Origin of the sequence: Pseudomonas baetica (genome assembly GCF_002813455.1) — a bacterium.
GTDB lineage: Bacteria > Pseudomonadota > Gammaproteobacteria > Pseudomonadales > Pseudomonadaceae > Aquipseudomonas > Aquipseudomonas baetica.
In genome coordinates, this window is record NZ_PHHE01000001.1 from 2,086,709 (window position 1) to 2,109,587 (window position 22,879).

The following is a 22,879-nucleotide window of genomic DNA, read 5'->3' on the forward strand; positions in this document are numbered from 1 at the left end:
CCGCAGGCACCGCAGTGTCACCGGTCTGTCAGATCATGCCGGGCGAAGATGACAGAAAAACAATCAGCCTTTCTCATACACGAACGGGCTGCTGGGTGGCCGTCAGGTAAGTGTCGAGCAGGCCCCTCAGCAATACCGCCGAGACAGGGGAGTGCAAGCGCCCCAAGAGCTTCAGCCCATGCTCATGCAACTGCTCATCCAGATCCATCAGCAGGCTGTGGGCCACCGCGCCGAGCAGGATGACCGCGCGCGCCTCGCTTCGAGACGTCAGGTGCCGAATCAACGCCAGACCATCACCGCCCTTGAGCTGCGGATCGCAGATCGCAATATCAACCGTACCGCGATGTTCCAGCGAACACACCGCCGAGGCCAGGGATGGCGCAGTCAATACATCGTAGATACCGATGGCGTTGAGCATCTGGTGCAACGCCATCAACTGGAACGGATTATGCTCAAGGATCAGGACTTTTAGCGAGCGCATGGGCGACCTCTGCAACGACAATCGCGGCCTCTGACCGCAGTGACTGTCCACTCTAGGTCAGTGATCCTCAGCCTCCCATCGGAAAAGTAGCCGCGTCTTATAGGACATTTCCGATCCTCACTGCAGACATCGACACCCGCCCTCCGTCCGTCGCTGAGTGATGTCCGTCCAGCCGCCCAGCAAGCCGCGCAATTTGCCATCGGCACTGTAGAACGGCACGGTCCATTGATAAATGTCCCTGGGGCCGTTCTTGAACAGCAGTTGCCGCTTGCTGAAACGTGTCTTGCGGGTCTGCAACTGCGCCAGAAACTCATCGTGCAGCATCATTGCCGTCGCCTCGGGCAGCGCATCAACCTCAACAATGCGCCGCCCCTGCACCTGATCCAGGCGTACCGAAAGCGCTTCTTCGTAGCTACGGTTACACGTAATCAAACGGCCTTCGAGATCGCGCACAAACATCGGGTCGGGCATGGCGTCGATCAGCGCATGCTGAAAGGCCAACTCATCGCTCAAGGACTGTTCGGCCTCACGACGCTGCTTGATGACCACCGTCAGGCGGCGATTCCACACCAGCGAAAGCAGGCCGAACACGCCCACAATGCCCATCACCCAGCAACCAGGTTCGGTCAATCGCTGCCAGATCGATGGTTCTGGGGCCAGCGCGACGCCGTCCAGCCATTTCAGGCGGATGGCCCGCAGATCTGCCGGGGAAAACGCGCTCAGCGCCTTGTTCAGAATGCTCAGCAGCTCCGGCTGGCCTTTACGCACGGCCAGATGATCGGCTTCCCACTTGCCTTCCAGCACCTCGCCGACCTTGAGCAGACCCGACGGATACAACTGCGCGCCGATCTCGTTTTCAATGGTCGCGTGGGCCTCGCCGCTTTCGACCAGTGCCCGGGCCTCGGCATACGTCTTGACCAGACGCAATTGGATGGCCGGATGATCGCGGCGAATCACCTCCTCCAACGCATGCCTGGCGGGCAGCACCAACACCCGTTTGGCCAACTGATCCAGCGAGTTCAATGCCGGATCGCCCGCACGACCGACGAACACCCAGCCGGCGCCACCAAAGGCATGACTGAAATCGAGGAACGTTTTGCGTTTTTCGGTCATGGCCAGCGTCGTACTCAGATCCGCTGCGCCGCTTTCCAAGCGTTCCAGCATCTGGTCAGTGGAAAACGACTCTTCATGGACAAAACGCAGACCGGTCATGGCGCTGATGCGTTGCAGCACATCATTGTTCAAACCGTTCCAGCGGCCATGCTCGTCCTGGAACAGGTACAACGGGTATTGCACCGACGCGACGATGACTCGCGGGTTGTCGCGGATCCACTGTCGTTCCCGGGCATCCAGTGCAACCGGATCGATGTTCGCTGGCCTGACGCTGTCATGCCGCGCCAGCTGCGCGGCGCCGCTGCTGGATACGCCTGCCAGAAGACCTAAAAAAAACATCCAGTTCAAGACTGGTTTAAATCCTTTCTCAAACAGCATTGCCACTTCCTTCGTGATCGGTTCACCCGTCCTTCATGGGTGAAAACCCGAGCAGTGTGGCAGCACAAACAAAAAAGCCCGTCAGGAGACGGGCTTCAAAATGTGACAGCTTTTACAGGCTTAAAGCGGCTTGCCGCGGTTGCCATGCTGACTGACAAAGGCCTGCACGGCTTTCAGCTCGTTTGGCAGAACGGTGCAGCGCTCGTTTCGCTCAAACAAATCAGAAAGATGTGTAGGCAGTTCGAGAGCTTTTCCTACACCGGCTTTTTCCACCGCGTCGGGGAATTTGACCGGATGAGCAGTCCCCAGGATCACCATCGGGATGTCCAGGCTGCGACGGCATTCACGCGCGGCCTTAACACCGATAGCGGTGTGCGGATCCAGTAACTCGCCGCACTGCTCGTAAACTTCGGCGATGGTTTCGCAAGTTTGCGCATCATCCACGGCCAGCGAGTCGAACAGTTTGCGTGCTTCGGTCCAGCGCTCTTGCTCGACGCTGAAGCCGCCGCCCTGCTTGAACGAGTCCATCAAGCCGGCAATGGCGGCACCGTTGCGACCGTGCAGGTCGAACAGCAGTCGTTCGAAGTTCGACGAAACCATGATGTCCATCGACGGCGACAGCGTCGCGTGCAGGGTTTCCTTGACGTACTGATTGCCGCTCATGAAGCGGTGCAGGATGTCGTTGCGGTTGGTGGCGACGATCAACTGGTTGATCGGCAGGCCCATGTTGCGCGCCAGGTAACCGGCGAAGATGTCGCCGAAGTTGCCGGTCGGCACCGAGAACGACACCGAACGCGCCGGGCCGCCCAATTGCAGGGCTGCGTGGAAGTAGTAAACGATCTGGGCCATGATCCGCGCCCAGTTGATCGAGTTCACCGCCACCAGACGGGTGCCTTTGAGGAAGCTCTGGTCGGCGAAGCTCGCCTTGACCATTTCCTGGCAGTCATCGAAGTTGCCTTCGATGGCAATGTTGTGGATGTTCTCGCCGACAATCGTGGTCATCTGGCGACGCTGCACTTCCGACACACGGTTGTGCGGGTGCAGGATGAAGATGTCGACGTTTTCGCAGTGCTTGCAGCCTTCGATGGCCGCCGAACCGGTATCACCGGAAGTTGCACCGACGATCACCACGCGCTCGCCGCGTTTTTCCAGCACGTAGTCGAGCAGACGACCGAGCAGTTGCAAGGCAAAGTCCTTGAACGCCAGCGTCGGGCCGTGGAACAGCTCCAACACCCACTCGTTGCCGTTCAACTGACGCAACGGCGCGACGGCGCTGTGCGAGAACACGCCGTAGGTTTCCTCAAGGATCTTTTTGAAATCGGCATCGGGAATGCTGCCGGTGACGAACGGACGCATCACGCGGAAAGCCAGCTCGTGATACGGCAGGCCGGCCCAGGAAGCGATCTCTTCCTGAGTGAAACGTGGCAACACTTCCGGGACGTACAGACCGCCGTCGGTGGCAAGACCGGCCAGCAGGACGTCTTCGAAATTCAGGGCCGGTGCCTGGCCGCGGGTACTGATGTAACGCATGACTGACTCCAATGGAGAGTGTTCGCAATGCCGGGCCCGCGCACGGGCCCGGTGAACGATTACTGCTTAGTTCAGGTGCTCGACGCGGATGCGCACAACCGGACCGTTCACACCTGCCAGGGCTTCGAGAGCAGCGATCGCGTCGTTGATGCGCTGTTCCACCACGCGGTGGGTCAGCAGGATCATCGGCACCAGACCGTCGTGTTCCTCGACTTCCTTCTGCATGATCGACTCGATGTTGATACCGCGCTCCGAGAGGATGCTCGCCACCTGAGCGAGTACGCCCGGATGGTCCTTGGCCTGGATGCGCAGATAGTAGGCGCTTTCGCAGGCTTCGATCGGCAGGATCGGATGGGCCGACAGCGAGTCCGGCTGGAAGGCCAGATGCGGTACGCGGTTTTCCGGGTCGGAGGTCATGGCGCGAACCACGTCCACCAGATCGGCGATCACCGACGAGGCGGTCGGCTCCATGCCGGCGCCAGCGCCATAGAACAGGGTCGAACCGGCAGCGTCGCCGTTGACCATCACCGCGTTCATCACGCCGTTGACGTTGGCGATCAGGCGATCGGCCGGGATCAGCGTCGGGTGTACGCGCAACTCGATGCCGGCGGCAGTGCTGCGCGCCACGCCGAGGTGCTTGATGCGATAGCCCAGCGCTTCGGCATAATTGACGTCAGCGGTGGTCAGCTTGGTGATGCCTTCGGTGTAAGCCTTGTCGAATTGCAGCGGAATGCCGAACGCGATGGAGGCCAGAATCGTCAGCTTGTGCGCCGCGTCGATGCCTTCGACGTCGAAGGTCGGATCGGCTTCGGCGTAGCCCAACGCTTGCGCTTCGGCCAGCACGTCTTCGAAGGTGCGACCCTTCTCGCGCATTTCGGTGAGGATGAAGTTGCCGGTGCCGTTGATGATCCCGGCGACCCAGTTGATGCGGTTGGCGGACAGGCCTTCACGGATCGCCTTGATCACCGGAATGCCACCGGCAACAGCTGCTTCAAACGCCACGATCACGCCTTTCTCGCGTGCCTTGGCGAAGATTTCATTACCGTGAACGGCAATCAGAGCCTTGTTCGCGGTGACCACATGCTTGCCATTCTCGATGGCCTTGAGTACCAGCTCGCGGGCAACGGTGTAGCCGCCCATCAGCTCTATGACGATGTCGATCTCAGGGTTCGTGGCCACTTCGAAGACATCGTTGGTAATCGCAATACCGGTCGTCTGGAACTGAGGCTTTGGCGTGCGCATGGCAATTTGTGCCACTTCGATCCCACGCCCGGCACGACGAGCAATTTCCTCGGCGTTGCGCTGAAGTACGTTGAAGGTACCGCCACCGACGGTCCCTAACCCACAGATGCCTACTTTGACCGGATTCACTGTGAACTCCCCATAAAACGGCCGACTCAGGGTCGGCCGGAAAACAACCGCGTGCTCGCGGCTCTCTATTAATGGCCCGGCGATGCTGCTGCCGGACCATGATCGTCAAAGGCTGACCGTGACGATGCGAATTACTTGGCGCCCAGCGCCAGTTTGGCGACTTGTGGCGCAGGCTGGTAGCCCGGAATGACTTGTCCGTCAGCCAAAACGATGGCCGGTGTACCGTTTACACCAATCGACTGACCGAGGGCGAATTGTTTCGAAACCGGGTTCGCGCACTTGGCGGCCTTGATTTCCTTGCCATCGACCATTTTGTCCATGGCTGCTTTCTTGTCTTTCGAGCACCACACGGCTTGAAGCTGCTCGTCGCCCGGCGAGCCGAGGCCCTGGCGCGGGAACGCAACGTAGCGCACTTCGATGCCGCGCTTGTTCAGCTCAGGCACTTCGGCGTGCAGCTTGTGGCAGTACGGGCAGGTGGTGTCGGTAAACACGGTGATGTGCGATTTGGTTTCGCCGATGGCCGGGTAAACCACGGTTTCTGCAACCGGAATGGCATTGATCAGTTTTGAGATGCCCACGCGCTCGGCTTTCTCGGTCAGGTTGACCGGTTTGCCGTCCTTGAGCTGGAACAGATAGCCCTGAACGATGTACTGGCCATCGGCGCTGGCGTACAGCACACGGCTGCCCTTGAGCTTGACTTCGTACATGCCTGGCAGCGGGCTGGCATTGATGCTTTCTACCGGAACCTCGAGTTCGAGTTTTTCCAGGCTTTGACGAATCGCTTTGTCGGCCGCGTCATCGGCGACGGCAAAGGTACTGACCAACGCAATGGCTGCGGCGGCGAAAATCTGGGTCAGACGCATGAGAACTCCTGAAGGCGGACAAATGGATCGATCAGAACGCCCGTGCCGGAACACCGGGTCATAACCGTCCATCGTGCAAACCGGCAAAGCCTAACACATAAGGCCACGGTGGCCGAATGCGCCTGTCGACACACTTTCAGGACTGCACAGATCCTTGTGGGAGCGCGCCTGCTCGCGAAAGTGGTGTGTCAGCTAAATGAACGCTGACTGACACTCCCTCTTCGCGAGCAGGCTCGCTCCCACAGGAATTTTTGTTCAACCTCTTGGGTGATGTTTGGCGTGCAGGTCTTGCAGTCGGGCGCGGGCAACGTGGGTATAGATCTGCGTGGTCGACAGGTCGCTGTGCCCGAGCAACATCTGCACCACGCGCAAATCCGCGCCATGGTTGAGCAAATGCGTGGCAAACGCATGACGCAAGGTGTGCGGTGACAGCGACTTGCCGATCCCCGCAACCTTGGCCTGATGCTTGATCCGGTGCCAGAAGGTCTGGCGGGTCATCTGCTCGCCGCGCTGGCTGGGGAACAGCACATCGCTGGGGCGGCCACCGAGCAACTCGCCACGACCATCGCGCATGTAGCGTTCGATCCAGACAATCGCCTCCTCCCCCATCGGCACCAGACGCTCCTTGCTGCCCTTGCCCATCACCCGCAAGACGCCCTGGCGCAGGTTGACCTGCTCCAGTGTCAGGCTGACCAGTTCTGTCACGCGCAAACCACAGGCATACAATACTTCCAGCATGGCGCGGTCTCGCTGACCGATGGCTTCGCTCAGGTCCGGCGCTTTGAGCAACGCCTCGACGTCGGCTTCCGACAGCGATTTGGGTAATGGCCTACCCAATTGCGGCATGTCAACGCGTAACGTCGGGTCGACGCTGATCAACTTTTCCCGCAGCAGATAGCGATAAAAGCCACGCACCCCGGAAAGAAATCTCGCCGTGGAACGTGGCTTGTAGTTCTGTTCCAGACGCCAGGCCAGGTGATCGAGAATCAGCTCACGACCGGCGTTGATCAGCTCGAGGTTCTTCTCCTGCAACCAGCCGTTGAACAGCGCCAGATCGCTGCGATAGGCATCACGGGTGTTATCGGACAGGCCCTTCTCCAGCCATAGCGCGTCGAGAAACTGGTCTATCAGTGGATGATCGATGGCAGGCATGGGCGCTCAAGACACGCAACCTCAAGGATTGCGCGCAAATGTGAAGTGAACTGTAGGAATGGCCGCTAGTCTTTCATAGCCCGCTATTTCAAGGAACAGGGAGCAGCAATGAACGAGCAGCAAATTTTATTGGCATTTGGCGGGATTGGTGTTGTGGCGCTGGGCTGCCAATGGCTGGCCTGGCGCCTGAAGCTGCCGGCGATTCTGTTCCTGTTGCTGACCGGGATTCTCGCGGGCCCGGTGCTGGGCTGGCTTGATCCGCAGGAAATGTTCGGGCCGTTGCTGATGCCGCTGGTGTCACTGGCGGTGGCATTGATTCTGTTTGAGGGCAGCCTGACCTTGCACTTGTCGGAGTGGAAGGAGATCGGCAGCGTCGTGCATCGACTGGTGACCATTGGCGCAATTTCAACTTGGGTCGTCATCGCGGTCGCCACGCATTTCCTGCTCGGTTTCGACTGGATGCTGGCGATTCTGTTTGGCAGCCTGACGCTGGTCACCGGGCCGACGGTGATTGTGCCGATGCTGCGCGTGGTACGGCCGAAAGCCACGATTGCCAACATTCTGCGCTGGGAAGGCATCGTCATCGACCCGATTGGCGCCTTGCTCGCCGTGGTCGTCTACAGCTTTATCATCGCCAGCGGCGAAGGTCAGGGTCTCAAGCAGAGCCTGTTCACCTTCGGCGGAGTGATTGTGTGCGGTGCGGCGTTCGGGATCGTCGGTGGCTGGTTGCTCGGCACGGTTATCCGCCGACAATGGCTACCGGAGTATCTGCACAACCTCGCCTCACTGGCGGCGGTGCTGGGGATTTTCATTGCCTCCAACCAAGTGATGCACGAGTCCGGGCTGCTGGCGGTGACGTTGATGGGCATGTGGCTGGCCAACATGAAAGGCGTGGATGTGCGGCACATTCTGCACTTCAAGGAAAACCTCAGCGTGTTGCTGATTTCCGGGCTGTTTATTCTGTTGGCGGCGCGGCTGGACTTGAACGCTTTGATCGGTCTGGGGCCGCTGGTGCTGATTCTGCTGCTGGTGATTCAACTGATCGCCCGCCCACTGAACGTACTGCTGAGTACCGCCGGTTCCAGCCTGAGCTGGCGCGAACGTGCCCTGCTGTGCTGGATCGCACCACGCGGGATCGTCGCGGCGGCAGTGTCGGCGATTTTCGCCATTCGACTGGATGAAGCCGGGCATGAAGGCGCGCTGCTGCTGGTGCCGCTGACCTTTGCGGTGATCATCGGCACCGTGGTGCTGCAAAGCGCTACCGCACGACCGCTGGCACGCCTGCTCAACGTCGCGGAGCCAGCGCCGAGTGGCTTCCTGATCGTGGGAGCCAATGGTCCGGCGCGGGAGCTTGGCAAGTCGTTGCAGCAACTGGGCAGTCGGGTGCTGCTGACGGATTCAAGCTGGGAAAATATCCGTGCTTCGCGCATGGAAGGCTTGCCGACCTACTTTGGCAACCCGGCTTCACAGCATGCCGACGCCCATCTGGACCTGGTCGGGCTGGGGCACCTGCTGGCGCTGTCGCCGTCAGGCGAACTGAATACGTTGGCAGCCATGCGCTTTCGTCATGATTTCGGCCATCAACGCTTGTTCGGGCTGGCGAGTGGCCAGGAAAGCCGTCGCAGCGACAAACATCGTGCGAGCCTTGAGCATCGTGGCAATCAGTTGGGCAGTGAGGCTCTCACTTACGCGAAACTGGCCAGTCGGCTGAGTCAGGGTGCCGAGTTGTACAGCACGACACTGACGGATGGGTTTGGCTGGGATGATTACCGCGCGCTGCATGGTAATCGAGCAACGCTGCTGTTCATGCGCGATGACAGTGGCTGGGTGCATGTGGTGACGCCGGAGACTACGGTGAAGCCGGGATCCGGGTGGACAGTGCTGGCTCTGATTCAGCCTGAGATCAGCGGCGCCTGACCTGACGTCTTCGCGAGCAGGCTCGCACACAGGTTGTGTGCCGGACATGAATTTTGTGTTTACCCTGATCACTGTGGGAGCGAGCCTGCTCGCGAATGACGCGACTCAGTTCTGGATCAGGCAGCAAACCCTGGCAGCACCGGCACCGGTCGCTTGTCATCGTCGATGGCGACAAAGCTGAACTGCCCATGTATCGCCTTCTCACGCCCATCGCAACTCATGCTTTCAACAAACACTTCCACCTCGACCTTGAGGCTGGTGTTGCCGACCTTGATCACTCGCCCGACCAGTTCGACGATGGAACCGGCCGGGATCGCGTGATTGAAGTCGATGCGGTCGGTGGACACGGTCACCAGCGGCAAACGGCAAAAACGTGTGGCGGTGATGAACGACACTTCGTCCATCCACGCCAGCGCAGTGCCGCCGAACAGGGTGTTGTGGTGGTTGGTGGTCGGCGGGAAGACGGCTTTGGTCACGCGGGTTACCGAGAGTTCAGTGCGGCGTTCGATTTCCTGATCGCGGATAGACATGTGAGATGACTCGTAAAAAGTAGACTGCAAATCGAAAACAAGATCAAAAGATCGCAGCCTTCGGCAGCTCCTACAGGATGGGGGCAGTTTATTGCGGACAACAAAAAAGCAGCCCGTAGGCTGCTTTTTTCTGCATCGGAAGCTGGACTTAAGCCAGTTTTTCCTTGATGCGAGCTGCTTTACCCGACAGGTCGCGCAGGTAGTACAGCTTGGCTTTACGTACGTCACCGCGACGTTTAACAGCCATGCTGTCGATCTGCGGGGAGTAGGTCTGGAAAGTACGTTCTACGCCAACACCGTTGGAGATTTTACGAACGGTGAACGCACTGTTCACGCCGCGGTTACGCTTGGCGATTACAACGCCTTCGAACGCTTGCAGACGGGAACGATCGCCTTCCTTCACTTTCACCTGAACGACGATGGTGTCGCCTGGGGCAAAGGTAGGGATTTCTTTGGTCATCTGCTCTGCTTCGAGTGCAAGGATGATTTTGTTGGTCATGCTGTGCTCCTAAGGTAAATCAACTGATCTACCATCGATACGTTGTTAACTATCGTCCCGCTCGCGGATGTATTCCTCGAGCAGCTTCTTCTCTTCTCCAGAAAGCGAGCGGCTTTCCAGAAGATCGGCGCGTCGTTCATAGGTCCTACCAAGGGACTGCTGTAAACGCCAACGCCGGATATGCGCGTGATTGCCACTTAGCAACACGTCGGGAACACGCTGATCCGCATACACCTCAGGTCGGGTGTAGTGCGGGCAATCCAGCAGACCATCCGTAAAGGAATCTTCCTCAGCGGAATCCGCATGCCCTAAAGCTCCAGGCAGCAGTCGTGTAACCGCATCGATCAGGACCATCGCCGGCAGCTCGCCGCCAGACAGTACATAGTCGCCAATCGACCACTCTTCATCGACATGAGCCTCAATAAAGCGCTCGTCAATGCCTTCATAGCGGCCGGCAATCAGGATCAATGCATCCGATTGTGCCAACTCGCGTACCGCCGACTGAGTCAGTTGACGGCCTTGGGGGGACAGGTAAATCACCTTCGCCGCCTCCCCGGCTGCTGCCTTGGCCTGAACCAGAGCATCTTCCAGGGGCTTGATCTTCATCACCATGCCCGGACCACCGCCAAACGGGCGATCGTCCACAGTGTGATGCCGATCCGTCGTGTAGTTCCGCGGATTCCAACAGGTCAGCTGCAAGAGCCCCTGTTTGACCGCACGACTGGTGATGCCGTAGTCGCCAATGGCGGAAAACATCTCGGGAAACAAACTGATCACTTCTACGCGCAAATTAGCCACGTTTAGAAGTCCGCGTCCCAATCCACCTTCATCTCGCCCGCTGCGAGGTCGACTGCCAACACGCATTGCTCCGTATAGGGCAACAGGCGTTCGCGATCATCCAGGCTGCCAGCGCAAGGCTTGACTACCATTACATCATTGGCGCCGGTTTCCAGAAGATGATCGATTTTCCCGAGCAATTGCCCCAGTTGATCGATGACCTTCAGACCTTCCAGCTGGTACCAGTAGTACTCGCCTTCGGTCAATTCAGCGAACAGGTTGCGTGGCACGCAGATCTCGTAACCGGCCAGAAGACGAGCTTCTTCACGATCATCAAGACCCTTGAGCTTTGCGACCAGGAACTTATCGCTCCCGCGTCCACTGACCAGCTCGACCTGTTTGACATTGCCTTCGCGCTTGAGCGTCCAGGTTTTGTACTGCAACAGGTTTTCAGTCGGATCAGTAAAGGAATAAACCTTCACTTCGCCGCGAACGCCATGAACAGAATAAATTTTGCCAATAACGATCAAATCATCGGCAACAGCAGGCGTCGCGTTCATATTGCTCAGGCCGCAGCCTTGGCAGATTCCTTCAACAACTGAGCAACGCGCTCAGAAGGTTGTGCACCAACGCTCAGCCAGTAGGCAACGCGCTCTTGGTTCACGGACAGACGGGTTTCCTGACCACGGGCAACAGGGTTGAAGAAACCAACCTGTTCTTTGTGGGAACCGTCACGCGGGTTACGCGAGTCGGTTACGGTCAGGTGGTAAAACGGGCGCTTTTTGGAGCCGCCAAGGGCAAGACGGATTGTTAGCATGTGAACATCGTTCCTGTAGTCGGTGCTGCAAATCTAAATGCACAGCGGGCATGGGTGCCCGAAAGGCCGCATATTCTAAGGAATATCCGGACTTTTGCAAATGACTTTTTCCGGCGCCTATGGCATGCCGTGCAGATTTGCATATAGAGCCGTCGATGAAAACGGCCAGTCAGCTCCCGCCGAGTGCGGGTTTGCTGTTGATCCCGCATCCTTGCGGGGCTTGCGCCGGTGCGACGACCGGCGAGTTCTTGTGTCCCGCCTCACCCATTTCGCTCACTTTTGGCGAGTGGCTGATGCCCTCAAGCAAGGCGCCGCGACGAGTCATAGCCAGCTATGGCGAGGAGCGGCAACGCAGCATGAGGGCATCAGACGCCGCCATAAGTGAGCAGAATGGGTGAAACGGGACACCTTACATTTTCGGCATGCCGCCGCCGGGCAACATACCGCCCATGCCGCGCATCATTTTCGCCATTCCGCCTTTGGCGGTGAATTTCTTCATCATCTTCTGCATCTGCTTGTGCTGCTTGATCAAGCGACCAATGTCCTGCACCTGAGTGCCGGAACCCATGGCGATCCGGCGCTTGCGCGAACCGCTGATCAGCTCAGGGTCGCGGCGCTCGGCCGGGGTCATGGAGTTGATGATGGCTTCCATCTGCTTGAATTGCTTCTCTGCGGCGTTCTGGGCATTGCCCATTTGCGACAGGTTGACGCCGCCGATGCTCGGCAGTTTGTCCATGAGCCCGCCAAGGCCGCCCATGTTCTTCATCTGTTGCAGCTGATCGCGGAAGTCTTCGAGATCGAAGCCTTTGCCCTTCTTCAGCTTTTTGGCCAGTTTGTCGGCCTTGTCTTTGTCGAGCGTAGCTTCAGCCTGTTCGATCAGGCTGAGCACATCGCCCATGCCGAGAATCCGCGAAGCGATACGCTCAGGGTGGAACGGATCGAGCGCTTCGCTCTTCTCGCCCATACCGATGAACTTGATCGGCTTGCCAGTGATCGCGCGCACCGACAGCGCGGCACCGCCACGGGCATCGCCGTCGACCTTGGTCAGGATCACACCGGTCAACGGCAGTGCATCGCCGAACGCCTTGGCCGTGTTGGCGGCGTCCTGACCGGTCATGGCGTCGACCACGAACAGGGTTTCGACCGGGTTGATCGCGGCGTGCAGCGCCTTGATCTCGCCCATCATCTCTTCGTCGATGTGCAGACGACCGGCGGTATCGACGATGACCACGTCGATGAATTTCAGTTTGGCTTCTTTAATAGCCGCGGTGGCGATGTCGACCGGCTTCTGGCTCAGGTCGGACGGGAAGAACGTCACGCCGATGTCGTTGGCGAGGGTTTCCAGCTGTTTAATAGCAGCAGGACGATAGACGTCCGCCGACACAACCATGACCGACTTCTTCTTGCGCTCTTTAAGGAAGCGCGCGAGTTTGCCGGCAGTGGTGGTTTTACCCGCACCCTGCAGACCGGCCATCAGAATGACGGCGGGCGGCACAGCGCTCAGGTTCAAGTCTTCGTTGGCCGCGCCCATCAGGCTTTCGAGTTCGGCCTGGACGATCTTCACGAACGCCTGGCCCGGCGTCAGGCTGCGCGACACCTCGGTACCGACAGCGCGCTCCTTGACCGAATTGACGAAGTCCTTGACCACCGGCAGGGCGACGTCGGCTTCGAGCAACGCCATGCGCACTTCGCGCAGGGTGTCTTTGATATTGTCTTCGGTCAGCTTCGCCTTGCCGGTGACATGGCGCAGCGTCTGCGAGAGACGGTCGGTTAAGTTTTCAAACATTGCGCGATCCTTTCAGGCCCTGTGTAGACCGGGATAATGGCGGCCCAGACCGGAATCAACATGTGCTCGGCGAGCCTGCGGCGTGGGCAGGTCGCGGATTATAGCGAAGACTGCGTCTGGCGGACACCTCGCTGTCAGCTTGACGAGTCTTTCGTGTCATGGCGGTTCTATGCCAAACTCAGCCCCTTTCGGGCTTGCCTAACAGGATTTATGCTCCCCTTGTCACCCAGTTTGCTGACCACCCTCGCCGCCGCCCTTCTATATGCCGCTGCGACCCTTTATCAGAGCACCCGTCTGGCCACCGGCGCCAAGGCGAACAAGCGCCTGCTGGTTACCCTCGGCATCTTCGCCGTGGTCGCCCACAGTGCCAGCCTGCTCACCCACTTGCTGACGCCGATCGGCCTGGGCCTGGATTTCTTCAGCGCCTCCAGCCTGATTGCCGCGGCGGTCATCGCGCTGACCCTGCTCGCCTGCTCGCGAATCCCGGTGGAGAACCTGCTGGTTCTGCTGTTCCCGCTGGGGGCGATCACCGTGCTGCTGGCGCAGTTCGCGCCGACCGGCACGGTGCAGATCATCGATGAAGAGCCCGGGATCCTCGCCCACATCCTGTTGTCGATCCTTGCCTACGGCATGTTCACCATCGCCGTATTCCAGGCTTTGTTGCTGCTGGTGCAAGACCACCAGCTCAAGCACAAGCACCCGTCCGGGCTGATCAAGAACTTCCCGCCGCTGCAAACCATGGAAAGCCTGCTGTTCGGGTTCCTCTGGGCCGGCTGGACGCTGTTGTCGCTGTCGTTGATCTCCGGCTGGCTGTTCGTCGAGAACCTGTTCGCCCAGCATCTGGTGCACAAGACCTTGCTGGCGTGTCTGGCCTGGATCGTCTTCAGCGTACTGCTGTGGGGCCGTAATCGCCTCGGCTGGCGCGGCCACAAGGCGATTCGCTGGACCCTCGCCGGCTTCTGCCTGCTGATGTTGGCGTATTTCGGCAGCAAACTGGTTCGTGAATACATTCTGCACATCTGACGGGCGGCATAAATGGACGGTTTGCCCATAGGGCCGATGCTCGCGGTTTTTGTCCTGCTGATTTTATGGTCGGGGCTGTTTACCGCCGTCGAAATCGCGCAGCAGCATCTGCTCGCGCAACGCACGGCCTCGCGCGCCAGCGACAAGCCGCTGGCGAAGCTGAGCTTCCCGCTCGACAGTCTGATTCTGTGCAATACCCTGTGCCGCGCGCTCGCGGTGGTGATTGCCACGCTGCTGGCGATTTTCCTCTGCGAAGAAAACGGCCCCTGGGCCGCATGCCTGGGGGCCGGCGCAATACTGCTGGTCTTCGCCGATTACTTTCCGCGCACCCTCGCCCAGCGTTATCCCGACGCCGTGCTGGTTTTCGGCAATACCCTGCTGGCCGTGCCGCTGAAAATCATTTATCCATTTGCCTGGTTGTTCAGTCGGCTCAGCGCTTTGCTGATGCGTCCGTTTGCGCGCAAACCCCAGGTGGTGCAGCAAAGCGAAGACGATGTGCCGGCCAATCGTCATGACGACCCCGAACACCCGGCTCGCCTGCACCCGGTGTCCGGCATTCACGCGCTGGACAACATCACCGTCAACGACATTCTGGTCCCGCGCAGTGACGTCGACGGCATCAACCTCGACGACCCGATCGAAGCAATCATCGAACAACTGCGCGACACCAAGCGCACGCGCCTGCCGGTGTTCCACAGCGACATCAATCAGGTCGAAGCGGTGCTCAATACCCGGCAGATCCGTCACCTGCTGAACAATGACAGCCTGACCCGCGTGGCCCTGATGGCGGCCAGTTACGAGCCGTACTTCGTTCCGGAAAGCACGCCACTGCAATTGCAACTGCTCAATTTCCACAAGCAGCAGCGACGCCTGGGCATGGTGGTGGACGAATACGGTGAAGTGCTGGGGATCGTCACCCTGGAAGACATCCTCGAAGAGATCGTCGGCGAATTTGAAAGCGAGCACAGCCTCGATAACCCGCACATCCATCCGCAGCCTGATGGTCGTATGGTGATTGATGGCGCAGCGTCGATTCGTGAATTGAATAAATGCCTGGGTTGGCATTTGCCCAGCGACGGCCCGAAAACCCTCAACGGGTTGGTGACCGAAGCGCTGGAGACCATTCCGGAGAGTGCGGTTTGCTTGAAGATTGGCCGATATCGCCTGGAGATTCTTGAGACTGAAGAGAACCGGGTTAGCAAAGTGCTGATTTGGCATACCTCTTCTGTGCCTGCTTTGGTGCCTGCCCGATAAAAATCAAGAGATCGCAGCCTTCGGCAGCTCCTACAGGGGAACGCATTCCAAATGCAGGAGCTGCCGAAGGTTCGGGCCGCGTTCGGACGATCTTTTGCTCTTGTTCAATTGTTAGCCTCCTTCCTATAATCGAGGCGCTTACCCAAGCGCCGCCGAACCTCGTGCTTACCCCGCACCCGAGAGGCATCGGCCATTTCCGCTGCACTCCGGCGACTGTTCCTACTCGAAACAGCGACCGCTCCTCACCCCACATCCCTGGGTGTTCGACCATAATAATTCGCTCCAACGGAGCTCATGACTGTCAGGGGTCACCGCATGACAACCAGTACTGCTTACAGCGAAACCGCGCCTGCCCAGCCGACCAATTCCGCCACTCGCGTCGCCACGGCGAGCTTCATCGGCACCGCAATCGAGTTCTACGACTTCTACGTTTATGCCACGGCCGCCGCACTGGTGATTGGGCCGGTGTTCTTCCCGCAGACCTCCGGCACCGCGCAGATGCTCTCGGCGTTTCTCACCTTTGGCATTGCCTTTCTTGCCCGCCCGTTAGGCTCGGCGCTGTTCGGTCACTTCGGTGATCGCATCGGGCGCAAGTCCACGCTGGTTGCCTCGCTGCTGCTGATGGGCGTCTGCACCACGCTGATTGGCGTGCTGCCGGGTTATGCCAGCATTGGCGCCTGGGCGCCGATTCTGCTGTGCGTGCTGCGTTTCGGTCAGGGCCTGGGATTGGGCGGCGAATGGGGTGGAGCCGCGTTGCTGGCCACGGAAAACGCGCCCAAGGGCAAGCGCGCCTGGTTCGGCATGTTCCCGCAGCTCGGCCCTTCGATTGGCTTTCTCGCGGCTAACGGCCTGTTCCTGACATTGGCCATGACGCTGAGCGACGAGCAGTTCCGCAGTTGGGGCTGGCGGATTCCTTTCCTGCTCAGCGCGGCACTGGTGATGGTCGGCCTGTATGTACGCCTGAAACTCCACGAAACACCGGTATTCGCCAATGCCATCGCCCGCCAGCAACGAGTGAAAGTGCCGCTGGTCGAGGTGTTCAGTCAGTACTGGGCGCCAACCCTGTTGGGCGCGGCGGCGATGGTGGTGTGCTATGCGCTGTTTTATATCTCGACTGTGTTTTCCCTGAGCTACGGCGTGTCCACTCTGGGTTACAGGCGTGAGACGTTCCTTGGCCTGCTGTGCTTTGCCGTGCTGTTCATGGCGGCCGCGACACCCCTGTCGGCCTGGGCCAGTGACCGTTACGGGCGCAAACCGGTGCTGATCGTCGGCGGCGTATTGGCGATTCTGTCCGGGTTTCTGATGGAGCCGTTGCTGACTCAGGGCTCGACCTGGGGCGTGGCGCTGTTTCTGTGCATTGAGTTGTTCTTGATGGGCGTGACCTTTGCGCCAATGGGCGCGCTACTGCCGGAGCTGTTTCCGACTCACGTGCGTTATACCGGCGCATCGGCAGCCTACAACCTCGGCGGCATTGTCGGAGCCTCGGCAGCGCCGTTCTTTGCGCAGAAACTGGTGGCGATGGGCGGTTTGAGTTATGTCGGGGGGTATGTTTCGGGAGCGGCGGTGATCAGCTTGATCGCAGTGCTGTGCTTGAAGGAAACGCGTAATAACGATCTGAATCAGATTGCCTGACAGAAGATCAAAAGCTTCGCGAGCAGGCTCGCTCCCACATTTGGAATGCATTTCCCAGTGGGAGCGAGCCTGCTCGCGAATGCCGCGCCTCGGTTTACAGCTCTACAACAACAGCCTGAGCAGCGCGAGTTGCCTTGGCCCGAGCAGCCTCAATCGACTCATCCCGCGCCAGCGCCACGCCCATACGACGCTGGCCATTCACTTCCGGCTTGCCGAACAGACGCAGCGCCGTATCCGACTCGCTCAGCGCAGCACCCAGGTTGGCGAATGCGGTTTGATTCGACTGACCTTCCACCAGAATAACCGCCGAAGCCGATGGCCCGAACTGACGAATCAACGGCACCGGCAGGCCAAGAATGGCGCGTGCGTGCAAGGCGAACTGCGACAGATCCTGGGAAATCAGCGTGACCAGACCGGTGTCATGCGGACGCGGCGAGACTTCGCTGAACCACACCTGATCACCCTTGATGAACAACTCGACGCCAAACAGACCACGACCACCCAATGCTTCGGTGACAGCCTTGGCAACACGCTCGGACTCAGCCAGTGCAATCGGGCTCATGGCTTGTGGCTGCCAGGATTCCTGATAGTCGCCCTTCTCCTGACGGTGACCGACCGGCGCACAGAACGTGGTGCCGCCGATGTGGCGCACGGTCAGCAGGGTGATTTCATAGTCGAAATCGATGAAGCCTTCGATGATCACTCGGCCTTTACCCGCGCGGCCGCCCTCTTGGGCGTAGTCCCAGGCTTTCTGCACGTCATCATTGCTGCGCAGCAGGCTCTGGCCCTTGCCCGACGAACTCATCACCGGCTTCACGACACAGGGGAAGCCCAAGTCCTGAACGGCTTTGCTGTAGTCCTCGAAGGTGTCGGCAAAGTGGTACGGCGAGGTCGGCAGATCCAGCTCTTCAGCGGCCAGACGACGGATGCCTTCGCGGTTCATGGTTAACTGCGCAGCACGGGCAGTCGGAATCACGGTGAAGCCTTCGGCTTCCAGTTCGACCAGGGTGGCGGTGGCGATGGCTTCGATTTCCGGCACGATGAAGTGCGGTTTCTCGGCCTCGATGACTGCACGCAGGGCCGCGCCGTCGAGCATGTTGATCACATGGCTGCGATGGGCGACTTGCATGGCCGGCGCGTTCGCGTAACGGTCGACGGCAATCACCTCAACGCCCAGGCGTTGCAGCTCGATTACCACTTCCTTGCCCAACTCACCACAGCCACACAGCAATACGCGGGTCGCGGTTGGCGACAATGGAGTTCCGATACGGGTCATCTCAGGTCCTCAAAGAAGCGGATCATCGAGGAAAGCAACGCGATGCGCGCTTTCCATGGGGAGAAAGCGCGGCATTTTACATGAACCCGAGGGTTTGGCTTCAGCCGGCGACGGCCTGTTTGCGCTCGCGCCAGGCCATGATCAGCCAGACGGCGGTGACACCGGCAAACTTGGAGGCCAGCGCGGTGATGATTACCGGTGGCGTCAGCAGGTCGATCATGCCGAAAAAGATGAAGGTATCGAGGGGAATGCTCAGCGCCGAACTGATCCACAAGCGGTCGCGCAACGGTCGTTTGGTGATGCTGAACACCAGCCAGTCGATGCACTCGGAGACCGCGAATGCGGTGGCGCTGGCCAGTGCAATGGACGGATCGGAGGTAACGTAAGACAGCACCAGTGCCGCCAGCATCGCCACGATTGCGCCATGGCCGAAGCGGGTTTGAACCATGTCGCGCAGCACGAACACCAGACCGCCCCAGGCCGACCAGATGATGTCCAGGTGTGGCGCGGTGGAGAAAGCGAAGTTGATGAGTACAACGCTGCTGATGTAGGCGATGAGGAAAATCATGGGGGCGACCTGTCAGATTGGCGCACAGGTTACTTCAGGGATTGTTTTGGGCCAATAAGAAGTCGAGGCGGTGCCGGCCTTTTCGCGAGCAAGCCCGCTCCCACATTGGATCTACAGTGAACACAGATTTTGTGTATGCAATAGATCCAGTGTGGGAGCGGGCTTGCTCGCGAAGGCGCCCTGTCAGGCGCCGGATTTCCCGGGGATCATCCACACCAACCCACTCGCCTTCGCCCGCTCATGACACAAACCCAGCACCACGCGGCGCTCGTCATTGGTCATCCGGCCCCAGCGCGTAATCTCCTCGACCGTGCGCTGGCAGCCAGTGCAAACGTCGTCCTCATCCAGCGCACAAATATTCACACAGGGCGAAGCGACAGGTCTTTCGGGCGTGTTCATTCTTCTTGCTCGACCAGATCACGCGCATAACGCTGGGCGTTGTGCACATAGTGCGCGGCGCTGGCTTCGAGCATCTTCTTCTGTGGCTCGGTCAATTCCCGCACGACCTTGCCCGGCGAACCCATCACCAGCGAACCGTCCGGGATTTCCTTGCCCTCACCAATCAGCGAGTTGGCGCCGATGATGCAGTTCTTGCCAATCTTCGCGCCGTTCAGAATCACCGCATTAATGCCGATCAGGCTGTAGTCGCCGACCGTACAGCCATGCAGCATGGCGTTGTGGCCGATGGTCACGCCGGTGCCGATGGTCAGCGGATAACCCATGTCGGTGTGCATCACCGTGCCGTCCTGGACGTTGCTGTTCTTGCCGATCAGGATCAGTTCGTTGTCGCCGCGCAGCACGGCGTTGAACCAGACGTTGGCGCCCTCCTCCAGTTTGACCTTGCCTACCAGCACGGCATTGGGGGCGACCCAGCTCTGCGGGTGGGTCTCGACACGGGCGTCGCCCAAGCGGTATTTCATCTTGTTTTCCTCAGGGCTCACGGTGATGGCCATTCGAACGATGGCTTAGGTGTTAATAAAGCTTTTAGGCGGAGTATGCAGACTGATCTTGGCGTCATAGAGCAGATTGATCAACTCGACGATCATGATGGCGGTCAGGCCCCAGATCTTGAAATCGCCGTAGCGATAGCTCGGCACGTACCAACTGCGACCTTGATAGTCGATGCGATGGGTGTGTTCGCGAGGGTCTTTGCGGAAGAATTCCAGCGGCACGCTGAACACTGCGGCGATTTCCGCGTCGTTGGGCTGGTACTCGACGAAATCGGGGATCACGCCGACATAAGGGGTGACTTTGATGCCGTGCAGGGAGATCAACGGGCTGAGCGGGCCGATCACTTCGACCAGTCCCGGTGGCAGGCCGATCTCTTCTTCGGCTTCGCGCAGGGCGGTGAAGATCAGATCCGGGTCTTCGGGATCGCGACGTCCACCGGGAAAGGCGACTTCGCCGCCGTGGGTCGAGAGCCCGCTGGCACGCAGGGTCAGCACCAGTTCCGGCTCGTCACTGCGGGTGATCGGCACCAGAACGGCGGCCTCGGGGAAACGGGTGTCGGTCTCCAGCGTGCGCGGTGTGTGGTTGCTTACCCTATGCAGTAGCTCGTCCAGCATGAGTGTTCTCGATCTGTGCCTTACCCTGCATCATGCACCAATCATTGCAGCCGCCCAACCCCCTCACGGGGCCATGTCGCGAAACGACAACTTGCCGACCGACACCGCTGCACGCCAAGATAGGCGCAGCCTTCAGGAACCCAAGCATGAAATTTTGCAGCCAGTGCGGTAACCCGGTGACCCAGCGCATTCCCGAGGGCGACTCGCGACTGCGATTTGTCTGTGATAGCTGTCAGACCATTCACTATCAGAACCCCAATATCGTCGCCGGCTGTGTCGCGACCTGGGGCACTAAAGTGCTGCTCTGTCGCCGCGCCATCGAGCCACGCCTCGGCTATTGGACGCTGCCCGCCGGTTTCATGGAGAACGGCGAGACCATCGAACAGGCCGCGACCCGCGAAACCGCCGAGGAAGCCTGCGCCCGGGTGCGCAACCTGAGCATCTATACCCTGATCGATGTGCCGCACATCAGTCAGGTGCATGTGTTCTTCCGCGCCGAACTGGTCGATCTGGATTTTGCCGCCGGCCCCGAGAGCCTGGAAGTACAACTATTCGACGAAGCCGACATCCCGTGGGACGAGCTGGCTTTCCGCACGGTGGGGCGTACCTTAGAATGCTTCTTCGCTGACCGGCGTATCGAGACTTATCCGGTTCGTTCGGAATCGATCCCGCCGTTGGTGCAGCCGGTCATTATTTGATCGGGCGATGGCACCGGCTAGAAGATCAAAAGATCGCAGCCTGCGGTAGCTCATACATAAAACCTGTTTGCGTCACTCCTTGGGGAATCGTTTCAATGCGCTGGTTGCTTGCCCTGTTCTGCCTGTCGTTCGTCACGGTCTCGCAAGCGTCATTCGTGACCACCGTGACGCCGTCGAAAACGCCTCTGATCGAGAAAGTTCTGGTGCTCAAATCCGCCCATCAACTGCAGTTGATCGTCGACGGCAAGCCACTCAAGACCTATCGCATTTCCTTGGGCAAGGGTGCGAAAAAAGGGCCGAAACTGATCGAGGGCGACAAACGCACACCAGAAGGTTTCTATTGGATCGACTGGCGTAAAGTCAGCGAAAAATTCAATCTGGCGATGCACATCTCCTACCCGAACATCAGCGACTCCGCCCGCGCCCGGCGTGAAGGCGTCGAACCTGGGGGGATGATCATGATCCACGGCACCCCCGACACCGAGGACACTCCCGAAGACCTGTTCCACACACTGGACTGGACCGACGGCTGCATCGCCATGCGCAACATGGACATGCGCGAAGTCTGGGGCCTGGTGCCGGATGGCACGATGATCGAGATTCGCCCTTAGTCCCTGACCACTGGTCACCTGCAAAAAATAAATCAAAAGATCGCAGCCTGCGGCAGCGCCTACAGAGGTGATACCACTTCCCACTGTAGGAGCTGCCGAAGGCTACGATCTTTTGCTATTTAACGACCACCCTTAATACCACTTAAGACAACCACCTCAGAAAACCGCCATTTCATTGGGCCAACGACCATTTCCCTACGTTGACATGGTATTCAAGTGGTATTAATTTCCGCACCACAAGCGAGCCACAACAATCCAATACTCGCGCCGGAAATGACCGACATGAATGACTTCAACGTCCTACGCCCAGACGACTCCCAGCCGACGCCGCTGTACCTGCAACTGGCGCGCAACCTGGAAGCAGCGATTCATGCCGGGCAGTGGAAAGCCGAACAGGCGATGCCGTCCGAGCGCAACCTCAGCGAACAGTTGGGCATTTCCCGAGTCACCGCACGCAAAGCACTGGAAGTCCTTCTCGATCAAGGCCTGATCCGTCGCCTGCAAGGTTCCGGCACCTTCATCACGCCACGCCTGGAACAACCCCTCTCACGCCTCTCCGGCTTCAGCGAAATGCTCCGCCTCAAGGGCTTCGTGCCCAGTTCGCAATGGCTGGAGCGGGAAATCACCCTGCCGACTCACGAAGAGCTAATCCGCCTGAGCCTGTCGCCAAACGACAAGGTCGCGCGCATGAAACGCCTGCGCAAAGCCGACGACACGGTAATGGCTATCGAGATGAGCACCCTGCCCGCCTCGATCATGCCCAAGCCGCAAGCGGTGAGCGACTCGCTCTACGAATACCTCGACGGCATCGGCAAACCGATCGTCCGCGCCTTGCAGCACATCCAGGCGATCAACGCCTCGGACGAGTTCGCCGCGCTGGTCGGCATCGCCCCCGGCACCGCCATGCTGCTGATGACCCGGGTCGGCTATCTGGAAGACAACACGCCGATCGAAGTCACCGACACCTATTGCCGCAACGACTACTACGACTTTGTTGCAGAGCTGCGCCGCTAACCGGGCGCAGACGTCAAACAGCGA

At 59.3% G+C, this 22,879-nt stretch carries 24 protein-coding genes; 7 read left to right on the forward strand and 17 right to left on the reverse strand.

Translation table 11 applies throughout. The features are described 5' to 3' along the window. Nucleotides 1–73: 73 nt before the first annotated feature. The 6 genes from ATI02_RS09525 to xerD all read right to left on the reverse strand — a co-directional run bounded on the left by ATI02_RS09525 (nucleotide 74) and on the right by xerD (nucleotide 6,888). Nucleotides 74–481, reverse strand: a complete 408-nt coding sequence (locus ATI02_RS09525) for a response regulator (protein ID WP_100846133.1) — start codon at nucleotides 479–481, stop codon at nucleotides 74–76. 117 nt (nucleotides 482–598) lie between these two features. After that, entirely contained in the window at nucleotides 599–1,972 is a 1,374-nt protein-coding gene (locus ATI02_RS09530) for a transporter substrate-binding domain-containing protein (RefSeq protein WP_095191182.1), read from the reverse strand. A 120-nt stretch (nucleotides 1,973–2,092) separates the two neighbouring features. Next, entirely contained in the window at nucleotides 2,093–3,502 is a 1,410-nt protein-coding gene (gene thrC, locus ATI02_RS09535; RefSeq protein WP_095191183.1) for a threonine synthase, read from the reverse strand. 66 nt (nucleotides 3,503–3,568) lie between these two features. Continuing rightward, nucleotides 3,569–4,873, reverse strand: coding sequence for a homoserine dehydrogenase (locus ATI02_RS09540; RefSeq protein ID WP_007908972.1), 1,305 nt, complete (start codon nucleotides 4,871–4,873; stop codon nucleotides 3,569–3,571). A 131-nt stretch (nucleotides 4,874–5,004) separates the two neighbouring features. Beyond that, nucleotides 5,005–5,736 (reverse strand): bifunctional protein-disulfide isomerase/oxidoreductase DsbC, encoded by a 732-nt coding sequence (gene dsbC, locus ATI02_RS09545; protein WP_095191184.1) that lies wholly within the window; start codon nucleotides 5,734–5,736, stop codon nucleotides 5,005–5,007. 255 nt (nucleotides 5,737–5,991) lie between these two features. Then, a complete protein-coding gene (gene xerD, locus ATI02_RS09550) occupies nucleotides 5,992–6,888 on the reverse strand; it encodes a site-specific tyrosine recombinase XerD (protein WP_095191185.1) in 897 nt (298 codons plus the stop codon). Nucleotides 6,889–6,996: 108 nt separating this feature from the next. On the opposite strand from xerD, the gene ATI02_RS09555 reads away from it, so the two are divergent. Further along, the gene (locus ATI02_RS09555) at nucleotides 6,997–8,805 is read left to right on the forward strand and encodes a cation:proton antiporter (protein ID WP_100846134.1); all 1,809 of its coding nucleotides are present in this window, start codon (nucleotides 6,997–6,999) and stop codon (nucleotides 8,803–8,805) included. 116 nt (nucleotides 8,806–8,921) lie between these two features. Here the strand turns inward: ATI02_RS09555 and ATI02_RS09560 are convergent, their stop codons facing one another. The 6 genes from ATI02_RS09560 to ffh all read right to left on the reverse strand — a co-directional run bounded on the left by ATI02_RS09560 (nucleotide 8,922) and on the right by ffh (nucleotide 13,214). Then, complete coding sequence (locus ATI02_RS09560) at nucleotides 8,922–9,335, reverse strand: acyl-CoA thioesterase (RefSeq protein WP_025112190.1); 414 nt, start codon at nucleotides 9,333–9,335, stop codon at nucleotides 8,922–8,924. A gap of 148 nt (nucleotides 9,336–9,483) precedes the next feature. Further along, complete coding sequence (gene rplS / locus ATI02_RS09565; RefSeq protein WP_003175895.1) at nucleotides 9,484–9,834, reverse strand: 50S ribosomal protein L19; 351 nt, start codon at nucleotides 9,832–9,834, stop codon at nucleotides 9,484–9,486. 45 nt (nucleotides 9,835–9,879) lie between these two features. Next, nucleotides 9,880–10,632, reverse strand: a complete 753-nt coding sequence (gene trmD, locus ATI02_RS09570; protein ID WP_100846135.1) for a tRNA (guanosine(37)-N1)-methyltransferase TrmD — start codon at nucleotides 10,630–10,632, stop codon at nucleotides 9,880–9,882. 2 nt (nucleotides 10,633–10,634) lie between these two features. After that, complete coding sequence (gene rimM, locus ATI02_RS09575) at nucleotides 10,635–11,171, reverse strand: ribosome maturation factor RimM (RefSeq protein WP_095191188.1); 537 nt, start codon at nucleotides 11,169–11,171, stop codon at nucleotides 10,635–10,637. 5 nt (nucleotides 11,172–11,176) lie between these two features. After that, entirely contained in the window at nucleotides 11,177–11,428 is a 252-nt protein-coding gene (gene rpsP / locus ATI02_RS09580; protein WP_016986371.1) for a 30S ribosomal protein S16, read from the reverse strand. Nucleotides 11,429–11,837: 409 nt separating this feature from the next. Further along, nucleotides 11,838–13,214, reverse strand: coding sequence for a signal recognition particle protein (gene ffh, locus ATI02_RS09590; RefSeq protein WP_008081630.1), 1,377 nt, complete (start codon nucleotides 13,212–13,214; stop codon nucleotides 11,838–11,840). A gap of 210 nt (nucleotides 13,215–13,424) precedes the next feature. Between ffh and ATI02_RS09595 the strand changes: the two genes are divergently transcribed. The 3 genes from ATI02_RS09595 to ATI02_RS09610 all read left to right on the forward strand — a co-directional run bounded on the left by ATI02_RS09595 (nucleotide 13,425) and on the right by ATI02_RS09610 (nucleotide 17,123). Then, nucleotides 13,425–14,237 (forward strand): cytochrome C assembly family protein, encoded by an 813-nt coding sequence (locus ATI02_RS09595; protein WP_095191190.1) that lies wholly within the window; start codon nucleotides 13,425–13,427, stop codon nucleotides 14,235–14,237. Between the two features lie 12 nt (nucleotides 14,238–14,249). Continuing rightward, nucleotides 14,250–15,491, forward strand: coding sequence for a transporter associated domain-containing protein (locus tag ATI02_RS09600; protein WP_100846136.1), 1,242 nt, complete (start codon nucleotides 14,250–14,252; stop codon nucleotides 15,489–15,491). Between the two features lie 315 nt (nucleotides 15,492–15,806). Continuing rightward, on the forward strand, nucleotides 15,807–17,123 hold the full coding sequence (locus ATI02_RS09610) for an MFS transporter (protein WP_095188854.1): 1,317 nt from the start codon (nucleotides 15,807–15,809) through the stop codon (nucleotides 17,121–17,123). A gap of 94 nt (nucleotides 17,124–17,217) precedes the next feature. On the opposite strand, the gene purT is transcribed toward ATI02_RS09610, so the two are convergent. From purT to ATI02_RS09635, 5 genes are all read right to left on the reverse strand, one after another. Then, nucleotides 17,218–18,399, reverse strand: a complete 1,182-nt coding sequence (gene purT / locus ATI02_RS09615) for a formate-dependent phosphoribosylglycinamide formyltransferase (RefSeq protein ID WP_100846138.1) — start codon at nucleotides 18,397–18,399, stop codon at nucleotides 17,218–17,220. Between the two features lie 100 nt (nucleotides 18,400–18,499). Continuing rightward, nucleotides 18,500–18,967: a VUT family protein gene (locus tag ATI02_RS09620; protein WP_016986366.1), complete on the reverse strand. Its 468-nt coding sequence runs from the start codon at nucleotides 18,965–18,967 to the stop codon at nucleotides 18,500–18,502. A gap of 183 nt (nucleotides 18,968–19,150) precedes the next feature. Continuing rightward, nucleotides 19,151–19,366, reverse strand: coding sequence for a DUF1289 domain-containing protein (locus ATI02_RS09625; RefSeq protein WP_095188852.1), 216 nt, complete (start codon nucleotides 19,364–19,366; stop codon nucleotides 19,151–19,153). Next, the gene (locus ATI02_RS09630; protein WP_047538150.1) at nucleotides 19,363–19,887 is read right to left on the reverse strand and encodes a gamma carbonic anhydrase family protein; all 525 of its coding nucleotides are present in this window, start codon (nucleotides 19,885–19,887) and stop codon (nucleotides 19,363–19,365) included. Before ATI02_RS09630 ends, ATI02_RS09625 begins: the two co-directional genes overlap by 4 nt. Before the next feature lie 45 nt (nucleotides 19,888–19,932). Then, a complete protein-coding gene (locus ATI02_RS09635; protein WP_095188851.1) occupies nucleotides 19,933–20,532 on the reverse strand; it encodes a CoA pyrophosphatase in 600 nt (199 codons plus the stop codon). Between the two features lie 146 nt (nucleotides 20,533–20,678). On the opposite strand from ATI02_RS09635, the gene ATI02_RS09640 reads away from it, so the two are divergent. The 3 genes from ATI02_RS09640 (at nucleotide 20,679) to ATI02_RS09650 (ending at nucleotide 22,855) form a co-directional block, all read left to right on the forward strand. Next, the gene (locus ATI02_RS09640) at nucleotides 20,679–21,230 is read left to right on the forward strand and encodes an NUDIX hydrolase (protein ID WP_095188850.1); all 552 of its coding nucleotides are present in this window, start codon (nucleotides 20,679–20,681) and stop codon (nucleotides 21,228–21,230) included. A 95-nt stretch (nucleotides 21,231–21,325) separates the two neighbouring features. Then, the gene (locus tag ATI02_RS09645) at nucleotides 21,326–21,841 is read left to right on the forward strand and encodes a L,D-transpeptidase family protein (protein WP_095188849.1); all 516 of its coding nucleotides are present in this window, start codon (nucleotides 21,326–21,328) and stop codon (nucleotides 21,839–21,841) included. Between the two features lie 282 nt (nucleotides 21,842–22,123). Continuing rightward, a complete protein-coding gene (locus ATI02_RS09650; RefSeq protein WP_100846139.1) occupies nucleotides 22,124–22,855 on the forward strand; it encodes a GntR family transcriptional regulator in 732 nt (243 codons plus the stop codon). Nucleotides 22,856–22,879: the final 24 nt, after the last annotated feature.

Bases quoted from the DNA above. Each gene is read 5' to 3' on its own strand.
- ATI02_RS09635 (WP_095188851.1), bottom strand. From the start codon at position 20,532: ATGCTGGACGAGCTACTGCATAGGGTAAGCAACCACACACCGCGCACG.
- rplS (WP_003175895.1), bottom strand. From the start codon at position 9,834: ATGACCAACAAAATCATCCTTGCACTCGAAGCAGAGCAGATGACCAAA.
- purT (WP_100846138.1), bottom strand. From the start codon at position 18,399: ATGACCCGTATCGGAACTCCATTGTCGCCAACCGCGACCCGCGTATTG.
- dsbC (WP_095191184.1), bottom strand. From the start codon at position 5,736: ATGCGTCTGACCCAGATTTTCGCCGCCGCAGCCATTGCGTTGGTCAGT.
- ATI02_RS09600 (WP_100846136.1), top strand. From the start codon at position 14,250: ATGGACGGTTTGCCCATAGGGCCGATGCTCGCGGTTTTTGTCCTGCTG.
- ATI02_RS09620 (WP_016986366.1), bottom strand. From the start codon at position 18,967: ATGATTTTCCTCATCGCCTACATCAGCAGCGTTGTACTCATCAACTTC.
- ffh (WP_008081630.1), bottom strand. From the start codon at position 13,214: ATGTTTGAAAACTTAACCGACCGTCTCTCGCAGACGCTGCGCCATGTC.
- ATI02_RS09625 (WP_095188852.1), bottom strand. From the start codon at position 19,366: ATGAACACGCCCGAAAGACCTGTCGCTTCGCCCTGTGTGAATATTTGT.
- ATI02_RS09630 (WP_047538150.1), bottom strand. From the start codon at position 19,887: ATGAAATACCGCTTGGGCGACGCCCGTGTCGAGACCCACCCGCAGAGC.
- rimM (WP_095191188.1), bottom strand. From the start codon at position 11,171: ATGAACGCGACGCCTGCTGTTGCCGATGATTTGATCGTTATTGGCAAA.
- thrC (WP_095191183.1), bottom strand. From the start codon at position 3,502: ATGCGTTACATCAGTACCCGCGGCCAGGCACCGGCCCTGAATTTCGAA.
- xerD (WP_095191185.1), bottom strand. From the start codon at position 6,888: ATGCCTGCCATCGATCATCCACTGATAGACCAGTTTCTCGACGCGCTA.
- ATI02_RS09645 (WP_095188849.1), top strand. From the start codon at position 21,326: ATGCGCTGGTTGCTTGCCCTGTTCTGCCTGTCGTTCGTCACGGTCTCG.
- ATI02_RS09560 (WP_025112190.1), bottom strand. From the start codon at position 9,335: ATGTCTATCCGCGATCAGGAAATCGAACGCCGCACTGAACTCTCGGTA.
- rpsP (WP_016986371.1), bottom strand. From the start codon at position 11,428: ATGCTAACAATCCGTCTTGCCCTTGGCGGCTCCAAAAAGCGCCCGTTT.
- ATI02_RS09525 (WP_100846133.1), bottom strand. From the start codon at position 481: ATGCGCTCGCTAAAAGTCCTGATCCTTGAGCATAATCCGTTCCAGTTG.
- ATI02_RS09650 (WP_100846139.1), top strand. From the start codon at position 22,124: ATGAATGACTTCAACGTCCTACGCCCAGACGACTCCCAGCCGACGCCG.
- ATI02_RS09530 (WP_095191182.1), bottom strand. From the start codon at position 1,972: ATGCTGTTTGAGAAAGGATTTAAACCAGTCTTGAACTGGATGTTTTTT.
- ATI02_RS09555 (WP_100846134.1), top strand. From the start codon at position 6,997: ATGAACGAGCAGCAAATTTTATTGGCATTTGGCGGGATTGGTGTTGTG.
- ATI02_RS09610 (WP_095188854.1), top strand. From the start codon at position 15,807: ATGACAACCAGTACTGCTTACAGCGAAACCGCGCCTGCCCAGCCGACC.
- ATI02_RS09640 (WP_095188850.1), top strand. From the start codon at position 20,679: ATGAAATTTTGCAGCCAGTGCGGTAACCCGGTGACCCAGCGCATTCCC.
- ATI02_RS09595 (WP_095191190.1), top strand. From the start codon at position 13,425: ATGCTCCCCTTGTCACCCAGTTTGCTGACCACCCTCGCCGCCGCCCTT.